Annotated in this window: 2 protein-coding genes; both read right to left on the bottom strand. The window is 67.1% G+C overall.

The window, feature by feature from the left end; genetic code table 11:
* Positions 1-13 precede the first annotated feature (13 nt).
* Positions 14-415 carry a hypothetical protein gene (locus tag ACRDSQ_RS27470; protein WP_431424983.1) on the bottom strand — a complete coding sequence of 134 codons (402 nt, stop codon included), beginning with the start codon at positions 413-415 and terminating at the stop codon, positions 14-16.
* Between the two features lie 176 nt (positions 416-591).
* A complete protein-coding gene (locus tag ACRDSQ_RS27465) occupies positions 592-2,253 on the bottom strand; it encodes an SWIM zinc finger family protein (RefSeq protein ID WP_431424982.1) in 1,662 nt (553 codons plus the stop codon).
* Positions 2,254-2,399 lie beyond the last annotated feature (146 nt).

Below are 2,399 nucleotides of genomic sequence, written 5' to 3'. Positions count from 1 at the left end.
CCGCAATCCGCAGCTACCTGGCGACCGCCATCAAACACGGCGTCCGCTTCATCGACGCGCTGACCATGCTGGCCCAGCGCCGTCCCTGGCTGCCCGCACTTCCCGCATAACCAGCTGACCAGTCACGCTGGATGTAGGTCAAGGCGTTGCGATAACCGACGATCTCCAGTGACGTTCGACGGTCGGCATCCAGCGGTTCCTCGTCCTCCATCAGGGCGAGGGCGTCATCCAGCGAGACGTCGTAGCCCTCGATGCTGTTCGACCCCCTGATGGCACGAGCCTTCAGGTTTCGCCGAAGCTGTCCCTTCCATCGTCGGGGTTGGGCGAGCCAGTGCCGCAGCTTATGGCGGAGCTGCTCGATCTCATCGACAACCCGCATGTCTTCGGCGTCCAGGACCGGTGGCTGGAACAGCATGTGGACAAGCCTGACCGATGGCAGGATGATTCGTCAACATGGTTAAATGATTCAATCATTCGCGCATTGCGGCAGACCGCATCCACTCTCGGCATCCGGGGTGCGGCGTGCGGAGCGACGGCTGATTTCGCAGCCGATCTTGCCGGGTCCGCTTCCCCCTTCCGCCACCTGCCGGTTTACGGGAGCAGTGCGCGGTCGAGTTCTTCGCGGAGCGCTCGTTTGGGCTTGTGTGCGGCACGAAGGGCGCGAAGATGGGACTCGAAGTCCTCGTGCCGGTCGCAGCGGATGAACAGGGCTTTGGCTTCCACTAGGAGGGCGGCCGCGGCCCTGTAGGCGTCCCTGTTTTTGTGGTCTATCCGTTGGGCCGCCGCCCCCAGCAGAACAGGAACAGCGTCGGCGGGGTGGGTAAGCGCACGCTCCCGGGCTACCCGCAGCCACAGTTCGTCGCGGCACCCGCCGTCGACTGCGGCCAGCCAGGCGGCATCGGTGTCGCCCTCCCAGAGCAGCACCTCGACCAGCGTCGACCGGCCTGCGCGCTGCACGTATGGCCCCTCGCCGAAGCGAGCGGTGACCGCTGGAGCTTCGCCCAGCAACGCGAGTGCCCGGTCGCGCCACTTGCCGAACTGGTCCGCTGCGGCGTCATGCAGCGCGATGTACCTGTCCAGTTGGGGATGACTGGCGAAGTTCGCCCACAGCAGGTCCACGGCCTGCGCGCGCCGGTCAGCCCGAAGGTGGCACTCGGCGGCCAGCGAACGCAGGCGCGAGTCGGGCGCGAAGTCAGTCATCCCTCGCCTGAGCCATTCCAGTGCCTCGTCGTCGCGGCCGTCCCCGCAGAGCCGCTCGGCGATCCGCAGCACGTCATAGGGGCTGCACACGTCCCGGGCCAGAACCTCGATCACGGCGTCGGCGCCGCCCTCGCACTCGGCAAGGCGTTCCATCAGGTACGTGGCCGTGAACCGTCCGCTGCCGTACTCGCCCGCCCGCTTCGGCGGGAGCTCGCGCCACGCTGTCTCCACCACGTCCCGGTACCTGGCCATCCCTGCCGCGCCAAGCACGGGTGCGTAGTCCGGCAACGCGGTAAGGAAGACTTCGTAGTTACTGGCCAGTGCCGTCTTCGCCAGGTACTCGGCGAGCCGTACCGGGTCGGCTCCGCTCGCCGAGCAGGCGTCGAAGTGGATCTCCTCGGCTCGGCCCATGGCCCCCTGGAGCCCGCCGTCGGAGTCGTCGATCCGTTCGCCCGCCTCGGCCAGCAACTCCAACGTGTGCTCGGCCAGGCTCATCGCGACATCGGGGAAGCCTTCGTCGATCAGCTCAGCCACTTCCGCGAGTGCGTCGTCGACGTCGCCGAAATAGGAACGGGCCTCGTGGTAGCCGATGAAGTCGTCGACCTCCACAGCCCGCGTCAGACGAGCACGCAAAGGCCCGTCGTCGTAGGCGTCGCGGGCATCGGTGCCCGCCGCCACAGCGAGCCGGGCCCACAGCAGCGGATCAGTATCCGCCGCGCGCAGCAGTTCGTCCACCAGCCAGTTCACGTCCTGGGTGCGCAGGAATTCGCGAAGCTCGTGATCAGGCCCAGACCTTCCCCGCTCGGCTGGTTCGCCGTGGCCGTCCAACCAAGCCAGCGCCACGGCGACGCAATGCTCGCAGAAGTCGCCTTCGTCCTCACGCGGGCACGAACAGTTCGCTTCGAGCCCGGCAGCCGTCACCGAGAGCCGCACCCGATAGGCGCTGCCGCCGTCGACGACGGCCGTCACCACGGTGCCGCCGACGACGACCGTTCGCACCTGGCCCGCGTCGAAATACGCCTGCCCCCGCTCGAACGACCTTGAATCCGTCAACTCTCGAACCGACTGCTCAGAGCAATGCTTGAAACCTGTGGATCTGCCGGTGAGGGGCGTACCTTCCCGGTGATCAGCTCAGGTTCTCAAGCAAGGCCGACGTTGGCGCGTCGGTCGGGAAGGCACGCCCATGCTCACCGTAGTCC

The organism is Actinokineospora sp. (assembly GCF_050699995.1).
In the GTDB taxonomy this organism is placed as follows: domain Bacteria; phylum Actinomycetota; class Actinomycetes; order Mycobacteriales; family Pseudonocardiaceae; genus Actinokineospora.
The sequence above is the reverse complement of the archived record's forward strand: the minus strand, read 5'-3'. Positions and strand labels throughout refer to the sequence as shown.